Here is a 15,022-nt window from a genome sequence, read left to right as displayed (position 1 = left end):
CTCCTATGTCACTGCGTGTGCCATCAGGATCTAGCGGTGATGTTGGACTACCGCGATCAATACAGGGAGAATTGAACATAAGCAATGGCATATTCTCTTCCCATTGAATCATGGGATTGGCTATTAAATTTGTTGTATCAAATTCTTCTAATTCAAACCGCCTTCCATTTGGCGAGCCGCCTGCATAATCAAAGCCCCACACACAATTATAATTGAATTCTGCAGGGAGCGAAGGACCTGAGAATACGCTTCGGCTAGGAGAATTATTTATGAAGATATTGTTACTCCAGTGTATTTGCTGATTAGCGGGTGTGCCCCAGTAAGTTGAATCGGCATAACGGATAATAGTATTATGATCGAATAGCGCATGTTCATTTTGATCATATGCAACAGCACCGATCTTGCCAACCAATACCGACCGCATGATGCTAATCTCAGAAGCAAAGGCGGCTGACACAGTGCCGGGGCCGATTCGACAGCTATCTACGATGACTGTATCTGCCCTAAATATTCGCAACGATCCATTGATTACGGAGTTCCTTACGACAACGGTCCGGCACGAGTATAGGTCCAGAATGTCGCCTATTTCACAGCCATAGACATTAGCCAAGCCGAGGAGCCCAAGTGAGCCTTCAATGATATTATTTGAGATTAGTATCATATCCTGACCATATAGAGAGCTGGCACTTACACCACCTTGAACATATGATGTTGTTATGCGTCCAGAATTGAATCCAACGCCAATTCGTCTGCCGTGCGGAGTTTGGAGGATTCTGCAACTGTCAGCGAAGAGCTGTCGCGCTCCCAATCGTCCTATTACAGTGCATCGCACCATGCTGAAGGTTGCTGCATCTGACCAGAATCCGGGTTCATCGCTTTCATCCAAACTAAAGTCGAATGTACTTCTTGTCGCTGAAAGGGCTCCACCCGAGGTGACCCAGTGAGACCTACTGCGCATCTGGCATTGAGAAATGAAGAGGTTGCAATTCCGAATTCCATAACGGCTGTCACCTGCTAAAGGACGATAGGCGTCTAATGTCGTATTCCAAAATCTTGCAGAATATCTTTCAGCAAACGCGAATACTGTGTCCGGGCAAATAGCTTTCAAATATTTCCATACAGTCTCTCCTACACCATAATATTTAATCCCCTTCCAATGGCTCGTGCCCTCAGTTACTCTGATTGCAATCGAATCTTCTTCCCTTCCATTTCCCTCCAGCACGCCCCAGATACTAAGTCCCGTTTCCTCGCTAAATATCACCTTTACGCTCGGGCCAACCCTCAGCGTATCCCCCTCCGCCACCCACGTCGAATCGACAACGATGTAGGGGTTGCCCTCGCGCGTCCACTCGCCCGCCACCCGCCCCGAGACCCACGTCGTGTCCGCGCATACCTCTCCCGCACCCCCGGCGATCCCCAGCACCACCGCCAGCCCAGCCACCCATCCGACCACCACCCTATGTCTTCTCTCTCGCTTCATACGACCCAATATACAACGGCTTTCGCCACTCCACAAGTTGCCTCGATTACGGTATTATCCTCCGCTACCCACGTCGTATCGACGATGATATGCGGGCTGCCCTCCCGCGTCCACTCGCCCGACACCCGCCCCGAGACCCACGTCGTGTCGGCGCGATTCGTTCCTCTTCTTCACTCAAATTCGCTCAAACTTTTTCTCGAGGCAGCGCTTGACAACCCTGCACATATGTCTTATATTATGGCATCCGGGCGGCGGTCGCCGACCGGGAATCGTCAACCACTTACGAGGTCTTAACTATGGCTCAGCATGCGTTCTGCCACGTGGAGTGGCATGTCTCCGATCTGGAGCGCGCCAAGGGCTTTTACAGCCGGCTCTTCGGCTGGTCGTTCGAAGCCTATGGCGACGACTACCTGATGTTCCAGACGCCGTCTCGCGAACTGGGCGGCGGACTCTTTCGGACCAGCGATCCGGTCAAGAGCGGTGCGTCGCCGCTCGTCTATATCAACGTGGACGACATCGAAGGATACCTGAACCGGGCTGTTCAATTCGGTGGTGCAGTGCAGATGCCGAAGATGCCCATCGGCGAAATGGGCTGGATGGCTATCCTGACCGACCCCGACGGCAATGCGATCGGGCTCTACAAGTCAGCCAATCCCGACTTCGACAGCGCCAAGTATCCGCTCAATGCCTTCTGCCACGTCGAATGGCAGACCAAGGACCTGGCCGGGACACGGGCATTCTTCGAAGGCTTGTTCGGCTGGAGATTCGAGAATACCTTCATGGAGACCTACCAAACCTATATGACGCCTTCCGAAGAAGTGGGCGGCGGCATCGGGCTGGCCGATACGGTCCAGGCAGCAGCGTCGCCAGGGGTCTATATCGAGGTGAACGAGATCGAAGATTACCTGTCAAAGGCAATCGCAGCAGGGGCTTCGGTTGCCGTGCCGAAGACGGAGATTCCAGGGCATGGCTGGTTTGCGCATCTTCAGGCGCCGGACGGGAACACCGTCGGCCTCTTCCAGAGCGGGCACGGACAAGGCTAAGATCGAAGGTGAGGCGTTCGCAAGCATAAAGGGCGGGTATCAACCCGCCCTTTATATTCCTGCTCCGTATAAACCCATCCTAGAATCCGGAACTTCACAGCCCCAACAGCATTCTCTCCGGCGCTTCGACGCACTCCACGATCCGCTTCAAGAACGTTACCGACTCCCGCCCGTCGATCAGGCGGTGGTCGTAGGAGAGCGCCAGATACATCATGGGCCGCACCTCGATCCGGTCGTCGTTTATGACCACTGGTCGCTTCTTGATGCCGTGCAATCCCAAAATGGCCGCTTGCGGCGGGTTAAGGATCGGGGTCGAGAGCATTGACCCAAAGACCCCGCCATTTGAAATCGTGAAGACTCCGCCCTGCAATTCGTCGAGCGTCAACGTCCGGCTCCGCGCCTTTTCAGCGTAGAGAGCAATTGCCTGCTCCAGTTCCCCGAACGACATTTGGTCGGCGTCCCTTATCACCGGCACGACCAGCCCGCGATCGGTTGAGACCGCCACCCCGATATCGTAGTAGTGATTTTCGACGATCAGGTCCCCGTCGATCTGCGCGTTCACTTCGGGGACGCTTCGAAGCGCCTCTATAGACGCCTTGACGAAAAACGACATGATCCCCAGTTTGACGTCATAGCGTTTCAGGAACGCCTCCTGATGCTGTGCCCTTAGAGTTAGCAGCGCCGACATATCGACCTCATTGAAGGTCGTCAGCGTCGCGGTCGTCTGCTGTGAGGCAACCATCCGCTCGGCGATGCGCTGTCGAAGCGACGACATCGGACGGCGGGTCTGACGGTGGGCGAGGCTCAAGGCTTGAGGCTCACGGCTCAAAGGTGGTGGTATTGGATCAGGAGGAGCAGCCGAAGGTGGGGACTCCAAGGCCTTCAGGGCATCCTCCTTGGTGATCCGGCCGCCCTTGCCGGTGCCCGATATCGTCGCGGCATCGAGGCCCGCTTCGGCAACAATATGCCGCACAGACGGCGCCAGGTCCTTCAGGTTGGCTTTCAAGGTCTCGATGCCCGCCGGCGGCGATACCGGTGGAGACTGAGGTTTGCCATCCTCAGCAGCAGCCGACTTTACCGCGTTCGATACGATTTGAGGCGAACTTGCTACTCCGGCTTCGGCTTCGATCGATGCCACAGTGGCTCCGATCTGCACCGTCGCGCCTTCCGGCACCTTTCGGCTGATCCGGCCGGCAGCTTCGGCGACAACCGTCATCGAGACCTTGTCGGTTTCGAGTTCATAGAGCGCGTCGTCCACCTTGACGACCGCTCCGTCGGCAACTTTCCAGACTGCGAGGATGCCCTCGCTAATCGACTCGCCAACAGAGGGAACTTTGACGTCAATGGGCATAAGTTATTCTAAATGCTAATGCTAATGTAAATGTATGATGTTATCAAGCAGGTGCAGGTTTGAGTCGCTCTTGCAGGAGGGCGGACATTCTTGTCCGCCCTTTGGGCCGCTGCAAGTCACAGTTACCCGTTGCCTTACGCCGCCAGTTCCGGCAATACGGTGGTGTCGTGCGGCACGGCCGCTCCAAGGATCGCCGATTCGACGATCGAGGATTGCTCCTGCTGATGCCGCACCAGCGACCCGGTCGCCGCTGCCGCCGCATAACCCCGTCCGATGTAGCGGAGCGGCAGTTGCGGGAAAAGATGCTGCAGATAAGGCCGGATAAACGACCACACTCCCCGGTTTTTCGGTTCTTCCTGCGCCCAGATGATCTCGGAGGCGCTCTTGTAGCGCCCGATAATCCGCTGAATTATATGATTGCGAAAGGGGTAGAGTTGCTCGATGCGGATCAGCGCGACGTCCTTCACTTTGTGAGCGATACGAAACTCGTCCAACTCATAGTAAAGTTTGCCGCTGCAGAGGACGATCCGGCGCGGTCGTCGGGGCGGCGTCGGATCGTCGACGATCTCGCGAAATTCACTCCCGGTGAAGGCTTCTTTCTTCGAGACTGCCGACTTGTGCCGGAGCATACTTTTCGGCGCCATCAAGACAAGCGGCCGACGGAAGGAGCGCCGGATCTGTCTCCGCAAAGCGTGAAAATACTGCGCCGGCTCGGTCAGGTTCAGCACCTGAATGTTGTCTTGAGCGCAAGCCGCAAGGTATCGCTCGAGATAGGCATTCGAGTGCTCTGCACCCTGCCCTTCGAAACCATGCGGAAGAAGCATCACCAGTCCGCTGGTGCGCTGCCACTTAGACTGCGACGCCACCAGGAACTGATCGATGATCATCTGTGCGCCATTGGAAAAGTCCCCGAACTGCGCTTCCCAAAGGATGAGCATCCGAGGTTCGGCTAGCGAATAGCCGAAGTCGAAGCCGAGCACAGACGCCTCCGAGAGCGGACTGTTATAGACACAGAAGTGCGACTGCCCGGGGCTGATGTTGTTGAGCGGGATGTATTCCGCTTCCGTTTCGTTGTCCCACCAAACGGAATGGCGCTGCGAAAACGTCCCCCGCGCCGAATCCTGTCCGGAGAGGCGAATCGGCGTCTTTTCGGCGAGCAGCGTCCCGAAGGCGAGCGCTTCGGCAAAAGCCCAGTCGATTCCGGCATCGCCTTGATAGGCGGCTTGTTTCTCCGCCATCTGTCGCGCGATCTTCGGATGGATATGAAAGTCCGGCGGCACCCGGGTCAACGCGGCTGCGACCTTGTCGAGCATCTCTTCGCTAACGGCCGTGATGACCGGCTTTTCGGTATAGGTTTGCTCCAGCCCTTTCCATCTCGGATCCGCGGCATGGGAGCGAAATTCGACCTCTTGTCGGTGGTTGGCGAAGTGCTTCTGAAGATCGGATTGAAACTCCGATTCGATGCGGCTGACTTCGTCGGGAGCGATCTCCCCTGCTTTCAACATCTGATCGGTATAGATATTCCGCACCGGAGGGTGGTTCTTGATCCGACGCGACATCAACGGCTGTGTGAAGGCAGGCTCGTCAGCCTCGTTATGGCCATAACGGCGAAAGCAAACCATATCGACGACGATGTCGCGGTGAAATTCCTGCCGGAAGCGGAGCGCCAGTTCGGTCACCCAGACGACCGCATCGGGGTCGTCTCCGTTGACGTGGATGACCGGTGCCTCGATCATCATTGCACTGTCGGTGCAATAGGCCGAACTGCGCGCGTCGCGAGGGTTGGTTGTGAAGCCGATCTGGTTGTTAATAACGAAGTGGACGGTCCCGCCGACTTGATAGCCCTTCAGTTGCGACAGGTTGAGCGTCTCGGCGACGAGTCCCTGCCCGGCAAATGCCGCATCACCATGGATAAGAAGCGGAAGCACCCCGCGCCGGTCGATGGCTTCACCGGGAGAGTAACTTCCCCCCCGAACATGGTGCAACTGCCGCTGCTTGGCACGCGCCCGGCCGAGAACCACCGGGTTGACCGCCTCAAGGTGCGACGGATTGGGCGTAAGTGTCAAATGCACCGACCGCCCTCCGACGTTGATATGATCGCTTGAAAAGCCGAGATGATACTTCACATCCCCGTCACCGCCGTAAGAATCGGGCTGGACGCGCCCCTCGAATTCACTAAATATCAGATCGTAGGACTTGTCGAGGATGTTGGCGAGCATATTAAGCCGTCCGCGGTGCGCCATCCCGATGACGATCTCCTGAACTCCCAAGTCGGGCGCCAGTTCGACCAGCGCGTGAACCGCCGGAATCAACGTCTCGGCTCCCTGCAGCGAAAATCGCTTATGCCCGGGATAACGTTGATGAATGAATGCCTCGAAGAGGTCGGCTTCAGCCAAAAGTCGCAGGATCTCCCGCCGTTTGGCGCGGTCGAACGACTTCGCTCCTTGCAGAGGCTCTATCTCGTTCTGCAGCCATCTCCGGATCGCCTTGTCCTGAATATGGGTGTATTGAATGCCGACCGTGCCGCAGTAAGTCGCTTGAAGTATAGAAATTAGATCGCCGAGTCGCGCCCTTGCAGGGCCGCTCAGGTGACCGGTGTCGAAGACCTCGTTCAGGTCGCTTTCGCTGAAGCCATAAGTACGGTAGTTAAGGTCGTGAATCGTCTCTACCGGGAAGCGCTCCGAAAGCGGATCGAGGTGCGCTGCCAGGTGACCGTTGCTGCGGTAGGCATAGATCAGGCTTGCGACCTGCGACTGTAGATGCGCCCGCTGCGACGCTATGCAGGCCCGCGGGCACATCGCCATCTCAAACCCGCGGAAAAACATCTGCCACGACTCGGGAAGCGACGCCGGATCGGCCTGCCACTGTGCGTGAAGGTCGAGGACGTAGTCGCCGTTATGGCCGGTAACGGGCGGCGGGCGATAACTGACCGGTGAGTTCATTGTATTGCTGTTCACAAATTGTTCTTTATGTTCTTACGCCTGCGTGCGAGACCTTTCAGGGGCGGCCCAGCGAAACGAGAGCCGGAAAGAGCGGCAGCAGGCGGCGGTGCATCAGGTCGAGGTAAGGGACGCCGCCGCCGCCGGTGCCGGGCGTCTGGCGGGGACGCTTGTTGACGGAAGCGTAATAATTCACCTCCCGAATGCGCCGCGCCACAAACCGCTGGTGTTGGCTCAGGAAACTTCGCGGCTCCGGCCCGTGCAGAGCGCGGTCGGTCGATGCCAGCAACCTCACAATCCGCTCCACCGGATGCCTCGCAAAATCCGACAACAGCCTCTGGAAGCCCGCAGCGGCACCGGCGAACTTTGCACGCCTGAGGTTCTCCGCCTCGATCACCCGCGGCAGAGAGACTTCAAATGCGTGGATAAGCCCCCCCAGACGCGACTCATCGCCCATCGCCTCCCGCAGCACCGCCGACTTGCGCAAAGCCTTGACCCCCTGCCAAAGGCTCTCCTGAACAACGGCGAAGTCTTCCCTTGCCAGAAACCGGACTTTCGACTCCCTCTCCTGACCCAAACTTGCCAGTAAGGTCTGCACGAGATCATCGACCGGCTCACCAAACGGGATCCCCTCCCGCACGATCATTTCATTTGACGGCGAAATCGCTATCCCGTCATTGATAACAGCATTATCATTATAATGCTTACGATAGAATGCGGCCGGATAGATGTTGAGATCGAGCAGATGGCGCTTGCCGAGCGCGGCTTGAATAGCCCGGAACTGCACGCTTTGAAATCCCGAAGCCGGGATCAACTTCTCCCGGAAGAACCCGAATTCCCCCGAGTCGAAGGTCGGATCGCGCTGATAGGCAAGGTATCCGATTGCAGACGGAAGAACTCTCGACGCAGTATGATGCAGCCTCCCGGCGGCTGTCAGAGCGGGCTTCCAAAAGGCTTCGTCCGCTTCCGCCTTGAGCCTTAAGCCTTGAGCCTTGAGCGCTGAGCCTTGAGCCTCCTTCACCGTCCGCCCGATCACATCGAGATCGAACCGCATTTGCTTGAACGCCAGTTCGCAGATCTGGTGAGTGATGATGAAGACCCGCTCGTCGGGGATGCGGGTGCCGGGCGTTTGGGCTGACAGAAGGCGAGGCAGGTTGAGGTAACTCCCGTAGGTGAGTCGCCCGTCGGAATTGACATCGCGCCCGCCGGTGTACCAGGCGCGGTTCCGGTCGCTGCGCACTTCCGGGTCGAGCGAATAATCGCTCCAATTTTCGTCCCGACCGGTCAAGCGTGTCCCGGCGGAAGACCGGTCAGGTCGCGCACTCTATCCAGCGTCTCACGGGCTATCGCCCGCGCCTTCTTCGAGCCTTCCTGGACGATCTCCTCGACTCTATCCGGATGTGCCGCCAAGGCCTCCCGACGGGCGATCAGAGCGGAGGTTAGTTCGACCAGCGCCTCCGCCACTGCACTCTTGAGGTGGACATATTTCAAGGTGCCGGCATCGTGATCGCGACGCAGTTCGGCGGCGTGATTGTCCTTGCCACACGACCGGAGAATTTGCAGCATGTTGGCAACCCCCGGTCCCGGCTCGGCGCCGACCACCCCGCCCACATCGGTAACTGCGCTCTTCACCTTCCGCCGGACCTGATCCTCGCTCTCGAAGATGCCGATATAGTGCCGGTCGCCGAGGCTCTTCGACATCTTCCTCACCGGATCGGCGAGCGACATGACCTTTGGACTCTCGGTAAGCAGCGGCCCCGGCTCGGGGAAGTATTCCCCGAAAGTGCCGTTGAACCGGCGGACGATCTCGCGCGCCAGTTCGAGATGCTGTTCCTGATCGCGGCCTACCGGAACGCGCTCGGCGCGGTAGATAGTGATGTCCGCCGCCTGCAGCACCGGATAGCCGAACAGACCCGCCGAGATGAACGCTCCGCCCTGTTCCTCAAGTTGATCAGACTTCTCCTTGAACTGGGTCATCCGCGAGAGGTCGCCCATCGGCGTAAGGCAGTTGAAGATCCAGTAGAGTTCGGTATGCTCCGGCACCAGCGACTGAATGAACAGGATCACCCGCTCCGGGTCGATCCCGCAGGCGAGCAGGTCGAGCGCCATCTGGCGGGTCTGAGCACGCAGCATCTGTGGGTCGAACGGCATCGTCATAGCGTGCAGATCGACGACACCGTAGATACACTCGTGCTCGTCCTGCAGACGCACCCAGTTCGCCACTGCACCGAAATAATTGCCGATGTGCATATCGCCGGTCGGCTGGATGCACGATAGAACCCTAAAGCGTCTCAAAAACCGGTCTCCAATTGTCGTTTCGCCTCGTCCCAGTCTATTTGATCCATTCCTCGGGAATCGCCGACCAACCGGCCGAGGAACCAGTCGTTGCGAAGGCCCTGTTCGAGGGCGTCGCGATAACGCACCCGCGTGAACTGAATCTGCCCGTAACGGCTGCGAAAGAGATGCGGGAAGCGCCTTTCCAGTTCGTGCTCGACCTGCTTTTGCAGCAAGAATCCCGGATCGGCTACCCGGTCGCGCATCTCAACGAAATTCTCGATCGCCATCACCGATATGGCGTCGGTGTCAACCTTGCGCTCGCGCGCAAAGCGGTCGAATGCTCCGGCCCAGTCATCCCCGGAGCGGTCGAGTATATCGAAAAGGAGAGCCACGCTTTCGAGCGCGCAGTTAAGCCCCTGCCCCAGGAACGGGACGATCCCATGAGCTGCATCGCCGAGTAGAAGCAGCCGGTCACCGATGTGCCACGGCCAACAGTCGATCTTGGGCAGCGACCCGTTCGGCCCGGCGAGAAAGGCGCCCTCCAGATTGGGAATCAACTCGACCGTGTCGGGAAAGTAAGTCCGAAAGAACTTCGCCACGGTAGCCGTCGTGGTCAGACTGCTGAAGCCCGGGTCGCCCTGTTGAGCCAGGAAGAGAGTGCAGGTGAAACTGCCCTCGGCGTTGGGCAGCGCAATCAGCATAAACCGTCCGCGCGGCCAGATGTGAAGAGCGTTCTTCTCCATCTGATACGACCCGTCGGGTCCGGCGGGGATGGTCAGTTCCTTGTAGTCATAGTCGATGAACTCCTGCCGGACAACCGCATTCGGCAGCGAACTTATCGCCCGACGCACGACCGATCCCGATCCATCGCAGCCGATGACAACATCCGCATCGACGACCGTCTCCTGTCCGTCGGGACCTGCCAGCGTGAGAAGGCCTTCCGGCGAAGCCTCAACGCACCTTTCACCGAACCGCACCTCGACCCGGGAGTGCTTAAGGGCTGCGCTCAGGATCATCCGATTCAGTTCGCCGCGCGAAACGGCGTGAATCGACTCGCCTAAGTCCCGGCCATAAGGCTGAAAGGTGAGGTCGCCCGTCAGATTGTGCATCAATCGGCCCCGCATCGGCGTGGCGATCTCAAGGATTGCTTTGTCGAGTCCCGCGCGAGCCAGCGTCTCGAGACCGCGCCGCGAGAGCGCGAGATTGATCGAACGGCCTTCCGGAATGCCTCCGGCAAGCGGATCGGGGCGCCGTTCATGCACCACGACGCGAAAGCCTCGCACCGCGAAGAATATAGCGGTTACGAGCCCGACCGGTCCGGCTCCGACGATGTGCACTATTCGTTCGCTCATCGGACTGCCGCCCTAAGTTGATCCACAAAGCGATGAACGTCGGCGAAACTGTTATAAAGCGGAACCGGAGCGACGCGGATTATGTCCGGTTCGCGCCAGTCGCAAATGATGTCGGCCGCCGCAAGGCGCTCGAAGACGTCGCGGCCTCCCGGCAGCCTGAGAGATAACTGAGCCCCCCGGCGCTCCGGCTCATGCGGCGTAATGACCGACAGGGCCCGAATGCCGCTCTTCTCAAGCAACACTTCAAGTTCCCTCGTCAAGGCGACGCTCTTCGTCCTTATGCGCTCCATACCGGCCCGGTCGAAGAGGTCCAGCGAGGCTCGCAGCGCCGCCAACATAAGGATTGGCGGATTCGAAAGTTGCCAGCCCTCGGCGCCGGCCAGTGGATCGAACCGGTCGGGCATCTGGAATCGCGTTGCCTTGTCGTGCCCCCACCAACCGGCAAAGCGCGGCATTTCGGCATGGCTGTGCCGCTCGTGGACGAACGCGCCGCCGATGGCGCCGGGCCCGGCATTAAGATACTTGTAGTTGCACCAGACGGCGAAATCGACGTCCCAATCGTGCAGTCGCAGGTCGAGATTCCCGGCGGCGTGAGCGAGGTCGAATCCCGCGACCGCTCCGGCGCGGTGCGCTTCGCTGACGACCGCTGCCATCGGGAAGGCTTGCCCGGTCAGATAATGAACGCCGCTCAGCATCACCAGCGCCAACTCGTTGCCGGCCGCCACAATGGCCGCGAACAGATCGTCGTCGCGGATCGTCGCTTCACCGGGTCGGGGAGCCACCCGTATGATGTCCCGCTCCGGATCGCCGCCGCGCATTGTCACCTGTGACGCAACAGCATACCGGTCGGAAGGAAACGCATCGCCTTCGATTAGCACCTTGCGGCGCCGTCCGTCGGGCCGGTAGAACGAGGTCATCAGGAGATGCAGGTTCGTCGTAAGCGAGTTCATAGCGACGACTTCGACCGGCAGCGCGCCAACTACCCGTGCAAGCGACCCGGTTGCCTCTTCGTGATAAGGCATCCAGGGATGCTGCGCTTCGAAGTGCGCCCGGACGGCCAGGTCGCGCCAGTCGGTCAGAACCTCTTCGACTGCCGCCTGTGCCGCTTTCGGCATCAGTCCGAGCGAATTGCCGCAGAAGTAAGCGACATCCCGGCCCGATGTGCCGCGGGGTATGTGGAACTCCTGCCGGAATGCCGCGAGCGCGTCAGCGGCGTCGAGCATCGCAGCTCGCTCCTCGATCTCGCGAACCGACGGGCTGATCACTCTGCTGCCCCGGATTCTCGAAGCGACGCAGAAAGCGCCGCGAGTTCCGAAATTGGCATCAGCAGCGGCCGCGAAGGGGCTGCATCACGGGCAAAGGGTGCAATCTGCAAGTTCAGCAAGTATCGCCCGTCGGGAACTTCGTCGGGCATATAGATCAATTCAGTAACGGTTCGATGCGAGGGGGGGCGACCACCTAACTTGTGCATGCCCTCCGGGATCCCCCAAAAGCGGTGATGCGCGGTCAGGAGGCCTTCGTCATCTGTGCGGTCGAGGCTTGGGAAGTCAACTAACAGATGCCGGACGCCCCACTCGATGATCCGGTCTATCGCCTCTATGGTGAAATAAGGTGCGGCTTGTCCGGCATAGTCCCGCCGGAGTTTCGACGCCTCGTTGGGCAGTGTCCGGATCACCAGCCCGGCATCGGGCTCAAGCATCTCCTGCAATGCTTCTTCCAGCAGCGACCTCGTGATCAGAAGATCGTCCGGTCTTGGTGCTGGACGATAGGTCTCCCTTAAGGTGCTGCCCGGTGCAGGAACAAGCGTTATCAACCGGGCGGGTATCAGGATGTCGGTTAGAATGTCGGTAATCCGCACATCGTCATCCACAATGTGACCGACGCATTCGGTATGAGTGCCATTGCAATGGGGGACGAGGCTTACCTGATCGACGTTGCACGACCCGCCTTCCCGGGTGTCGCCGATCCAGCCGCTGAGCCGGAGTGGACCGACTGACGCCTGTGGCGCTCCGAACGCAACCGGCTGCCACTCGTCGAAACGCAAAGGGATTGAAATGTCATGGTAACGTGGCACAGCAATCAGGAGGTCAATGAGCGACGATGATCCGTCGCATCGCTGTCGATGTTCAGCCACTCCCTCGCCGTCCCGCCCAAGAGCCGTGCCTTGTCGGCATCCGGCAGCGACTCCAGCGACCGGATAAGTGCACCCGGCTCGGACTCACCGAGCGGAAAAGGATAGTCCGATCCCAGAGCCAGATGCTCGACACCGGCGAAGGCGATTAGGTATTCGAGCGCCCGGGAGTCGTGGACGAGGGTATCGAAGTAGAGCCGGTCAAGGTAGTCCCGCGGCGAGCGCGGATTGTCAACTGCAACCAGGTCGGGACGGACCGCCCAACCCCGCTCGATGCGACCGAAGGTGAACGGAAACGCGCCTCCCCCGTGCGCGACCGCAACTCGCAGGCGTGGCAGGCGCTCCAGCACCCCGCCGAAGATGAGCGAACAAATGGCGAGCGACGCTTCGGCCGGCATCCCGACCAGCCACGGCAGCCAGTAGTCAGGCATGCGCTCCCGACCCATCATATCCCACGGGTGGACGAAAAGCGCCGCCGAGAGCCGTTCGGCTGCCGCAAAGAAGGGGAACAGTTCCGGTGCCGAGAGGTTCCAGCCGTTGACATGGCTCCCAATCTCGATCCCCACCAGTCCAAGGTCGCGAATGCAACGCTCCATCTCGGCGATTGCCAGATCGGGCTCTTGAAGCGGCACCGTGCCGAGTCCGACGAACCGGTCGGGGTAGCGGGCTACGACGCTTGCGAGGTGATCGTTCAAGTGTCGCGCCAGATCGAGCGCCGCAAGGGCCGGCGCACCATAACTGAAGAGCACCGGTATGGTCGAGAGGACTTGCAGATCGACGCCGGCCCGGTCGCACTCGGCGATCCGGACTTCCGGGTCCCAACTGTTCGCCTTCAACTCCCGAAAGACCCGGCTACCCTGCATCATTCGCGCGCAGCCGGGGCCGCTATGTTCAAGTCGGATGAATCCTTCCAGACCATGCCTGACTCCTATGTCGGGGAGGTCGGCAGGCAGGATATGGGTATGGATGTCGGCGGTGAAGGGCTGGGACGATGCCACTAACGACCCGGTATCGGCTGGACACGGCCGCAGGCTTTACAGGTGCGCAGTTTCTCCGAAGCGTAGAACCGCTCCATGATCCCTTTCAATTGCCCGACGATGTCGGTCATCTCGAATACCTCTTCATAGACCTTTGCCTGACAGTGGTCGCAAAACCAGATGATGCCGTCCTTCATACCTGGCGAACGTTTCACCTCCATCACCAGTCCCACCGTCCCCGCCGGACGCTGCGGTGAATGAGGGATCTTGGGCGGCAGGAGGAAGATGTCGCCTTCGCGGAGCGGCACTTCGACCGGCTTGCCGTCCTCGATCAACTTCAGGACGATGTCGCCTTCGATCTGGTAAAAGAACTCCTCAGTCTCATTGTAATGATAGTCGCTGCGGGCGTTGGGCCCGCCGACCACCATCACAATGAAGTTCTCGGTGCCGGTATAGACCGTCTGGTTCCCAACCGGCGGCTTCAGAAGGTGCCGGTGCTCGTCGATCCACCGACGGAAGTTTATAGCGTGAAAGGGCATAATGTGTCCGTGAGAGGGTAGGTTATTCCGGAGTAGGGGCGAATCGTCGTTAGGCGATTCTGCCCCGTAATTTCGGGCACGAAGACGCTTGGTGGGCGTCTTCGGCCCCTACAAAATGTCAAAACACATTTGTACCGTGCAAAGATAATGCACCCGATCATTATCCAAAATCGCATCATCATCGGTCTTTCACCACCGCAATGCACTTCAATTCGACAGCAATGGGTGTTGGCAAGGCTCCAACCTCGACCGTCGTCCGGGTTGGCCTGACCGCCTCGAAATACTCGGCATAAATGCGGTTGAAGGTCGCAAAGTCGGCTTTCATATTGGTCAGAAAGACCGTTACATCGACAAGGTCTTCCCACCCGGCGCCGGCGGCTTCGAGTACCATGCGCACGTTGTCGAAGGTCGAACGACATTGCGCTTCGATGTCATAGGCGACGATCCGCCCTTCGCTATCAAGCGTAACGCCGGGGATATCCCTAAAGCCGCGCTTTCGCGGTCCGATACCGGAGAGAAAGAGCAGATTGCCGACCCGGCGGGCATGGGGATAGGCTCCGACCGGCTCGGGAGCGCGGGAGGAATCGATGGTCTGGTCAGACAAGGTCAAATGTCAATATAGATTTGTGCAGCCAATCTTAGTCACCCTGAACGAAGCGAAGGGTCTCTTGCAGACGAGATGCTTCACTTCGTTCAGCATGACACAGCAAGAACATTCTGCACCAAGTACTCTTGAACCCGCACTTTTCTTATTAATGGGTGCAGTATCATCTTGTTTTGTCCCTCCGCTCTGCGGGGGGACTACAGGGCGGTAGAAGTGCAACCCATATTGCCCCCCCCTTTTATCCCCCCCCCGCGAAGCAGGGGGGGAAGACAAGAACTAACGGCACCAAGTAGTAACATCAGCATTAGTATTGTCATCTGCCAACCGTT

The 15,022-nt window shown here is 58.9% G+C and carries 12 protein-coding genes; 1 reads left to right on the top strand and 11 read right to left on the bottom strand.

All coding sequences use genetic code 11. From position 1 onward, the window contains the following. A partial coding sequence (locus FJY67_08175; protein MBM3329429.1) for a hypothetical protein occupies nucleotides 1-1,441 on the bottom strand: 1,441 nt, incomplete at its 3' end. A 335-nt stretch (nucleotides 1,442-1,776) separates the two neighbouring features. On the opposite strand from FJY67_08175, the gene FJY67_08170 reads away from it, so the two are divergent. Further along, nucleotides 1,777-2,523 carry a VOC family protein gene (locus tag FJY67_08170; protein ID MBM3329428.1) on the top strand — a complete coding sequence of 249 codons (747 nt, stop codon included), beginning with the start codon at nucleotides 1,777-1,779 and terminating at the stop codon, nucleotides 2,521-2,523. Between the two features lie 94 nt (nucleotides 2,524-2,617). Here FJY67_08170 and odhB read toward each other — a convergent pair whose 3' ends face one another. The 10 genes from odhB to FJY67_08120 all read right to left on the bottom strand — a co-directional run bounded on the left by odhB (nucleotide 2,618) and on the right by FJY67_08120 (nucleotide 14,699). After that, a complete protein-coding gene (odhB, locus tag FJY67_08165) occupies nucleotides 2,618-3,874 on the bottom strand; it encodes a 2-oxoglutarate dehydrogenase complex dihydrolipoyllysine-residue succinyltransferase (protein ID MBM3329427.1) in 1,257 nt (418 codons plus the stop codon). 134 nt (nucleotides 3,875-4,008) lie between these two features. After that, a complete protein-coding gene (locus tag FJY67_08160) occupies nucleotides 4,009-6,816 on the bottom strand; it encodes a 2-oxoglutarate dehydrogenase E1 component (protein MBM3329426.1) in 2,808 nt (935 codons plus the stop codon). A gap of 55 nt (nucleotides 6,817-6,871) precedes the next feature. Continuing rightward, on the bottom strand, nucleotides 6,872-8,101 hold the full coding sequence (locus tag FJY67_08155) for a hypothetical protein (GenBank protein MBM3329425.1): 1,230 nt from the start codon (nucleotides 8,099-8,101) through the stop codon (nucleotides 6,872-6,874). Further along, nucleotides 8,098-9,063 (bottom strand): tryptophan--tRNA ligase, encoded by a 966-nt coding sequence (trpS, locus tag FJY67_08150; GenBank protein ID MBM3329424.1) that lies wholly within the window; start codon nucleotides 9,061-9,063, stop codon nucleotides 8,098-8,100. Before trpS ends, FJY67_08155 begins: the two co-directional genes overlap by 4 nt. A gap of 41 nt (nucleotides 9,064-9,104) precedes the next feature. Further along, complete coding sequence (locus FJY67_08145) at nucleotides 9,105-10,442, bottom strand: FAD-dependent monooxygenase (protein MBM3329423.1); 1,338 nt, start codon at nucleotides 10,440-10,442, stop codon at nucleotides 9,105-9,107. Continuing rightward, nucleotides 10,439-11,665 (bottom strand): kynureninase, encoded by a 1,227-nt coding sequence (kynU, locus tag FJY67_08140; protein ID MBM3329422.1) that lies wholly within the window; start codon nucleotides 11,663-11,665, stop codon nucleotides 10,439-10,441. Before kynU ends, FJY67_08145 begins: the two co-directional genes overlap by 4 nt. A 38-nt stretch (nucleotides 11,666-11,703) precedes the next feature. Continuing rightward, nucleotides 11,704-12,576, bottom strand: coding sequence for a cyclase family protein (locus FJY67_08135; GenBank protein ID MBM3329421.1), 873 nt, complete (start codon nucleotides 12,574-12,576; stop codon nucleotides 11,704-11,706). Beyond that, on the bottom strand, nucleotides 12,522-13,571 hold the full coding sequence (locus tag FJY67_08130; protein MBM3329420.1) for an amidohydrolase: 1,050 nt from the start codon (nucleotides 13,569-13,571) through the stop codon (nucleotides 12,522-12,524). Before FJY67_08130 ends, FJY67_08135 begins: the two co-directional genes overlap by 55 nt. Further along, nucleotides 13,571-14,089, bottom strand: coding sequence for a 3-hydroxyanthranilate 3,4-dioxygenase (locus FJY67_08125; GenBank protein ID MBM3329419.1), 519 nt, complete (start codon nucleotides 14,087-14,089; stop codon nucleotides 13,571-13,573). Before FJY67_08125 ends, FJY67_08130 begins: the two co-directional genes overlap by 1 nt. Before the next feature lie 178 nt (nucleotides 14,090-14,267). Beyond that, a complete protein-coding gene (locus FJY67_08120) occupies nucleotides 14,268-14,699 on the bottom strand; it encodes a RidA family protein (GenBank protein MBM3329418.1) in 432 nt (143 codons plus the stop codon). Nucleotides 14,700-15,022: the final 323 nt, after the last annotated feature.

This window comes from Calditrichota bacterium, assembly GCA_016867835.1.
Classification (GTDB): domain Bacteria; phylum Electryoneota; class AABM5-125-24; order Hatepunaeales; family Hatepunaeaceae; genus VGIQ01.
This window is presented reverse-complemented; position numbering and strand designations above follow the sequence as displayed.